The organism is Acidisphaera rubrifaciens HS-AP3 (assembly GCF_000964365.1).
Lineage (GTDB): Bacteria > Pseudomonadota > Alphaproteobacteria > Acetobacterales > Acetobacteraceae > Acidisphaera > Acidisphaera rubrifaciens.
The window spans coordinates 1-1,264 of record NZ_BANB01000868.1; the positions used below are offsets into that span (position 1 = coordinate 1).

A 1,264-nucleotide genomic window follows, 5' to 3' on the forward strand; every position below is an offset into this window, starting at 1 on the left:
GCTCCGCGCGGGCGGCGCGCACGACGCCGGTCAGCAGGTCGTGGGTCAGCTCCAGGTGCCGGCTGCCGAAGCGGTCGTCGACGCGCAGGATGCGGTGGCCGACCAGGGCTGCGATGTCGGCCTCGCGCACGCCGGGGCGGCCGAGCGCGTCGGCGAGCGGGAAGCTCTTGCGGTGGCCGTCGAGGGTGACGAGCTCGTCCTCGATCAGCCGGCGCAGCGCGTCCGGCGTCGCGGCAACGCTCTGGCGGTAGAAATCGGCGATGATCGCGTCGTGCGCGACGTCGAGCAGGGCGTGGCTGATGCGCGCGAGGCCGACGGCGCGGCGGCGGCGGTTGAGTTCGTGGCAGACGACGCTGAGCAGCGCCGGCTCGATCTCCGCCTCGCCCGGCTGGGTGGCGCCGTCGGCGGCCACGTGATCGGCGCCCCGCCCGGCGACGAAGGCGACGATCTCGCGGGCGACGGAGGCATCGACGAGATGCCCGCCCGAGGCGAGCACCGCCTCCAGCCCCTGCTGCACGGTCATCGGCAGCACGCGCATCCGCCCGGTCATGATCGACGGCATGCGTCCGCGCAGCGCCTCGAACTGCGCGAGGTAGTCCTCGCGGAACGACAGCACGAGCTTGACCGGGGAGTCGCTCAGCCGCCATTCGGCGGCGTCGCGCTCGCCGCGCTCGATCGCCGCCCGCACCTCGGCCGGCGGGCGGGATTCCGCGAGATCGGCGATCTGCGTCAGCAGTGCGTCCGCCTCGTCGCGCCGCGCCGTGGCGCCGAGGGTGAGGATCTCCTCGAACTGGTCGAACACCAGCACGGGCGTCAGCAGATGGTGGCGGCGGCTCCAGAACTCGGTGCGCGCGTCGTGGAAATAGGCCCAGAGCGAGGCGGTGTCCGGCGGCGGCGCGTCGATCCCCTCCTCGGCGAAGGTCGCGCGCAGGCGGCGCGCGACCTGATCGGCGAGCGGCGGCGCGTCGGGCGCGAAGTCGAGGCGGATCTTGATCGGCAGGAAATCCTCGGCCCGCAGCGCCGGGAACAGCCCGGCCTGGAGCAACGAGGTCTTGCCGTAGCCGGAGCGGCCGAACAGCACCGTCAGCGTGTCGCGGCGGATCAGGCGCATCAGCGCCGCCACGTCCTGCGTCCGGCCGTGGAAGAAGGCGCGGTTGTCCTCGGTGAAGGACAGCAGGCCGGGCCAGGGATTGTCGGCGTCGAGGCGGGCGGCCGGGGCGGCGGCGCGGGGTGCGGCGGTGGGGGTTGCGGCGGTGGGGGTTGC

The 1,264-nt window shown here is 74.2% G+C and carries 1 protein-coding gene; it reads right to left on the reverse strand.

The genetic code is table 11. The annotated features are described in order from the left end of the window. Positions 1 to 1,264 (reverse strand): nSTAND1 domain-containing NTPase (locus B8460_RS22400; protein ID WP_048863122.1); only part of this gene is annotated, 1,264 nt, incomplete at both ends.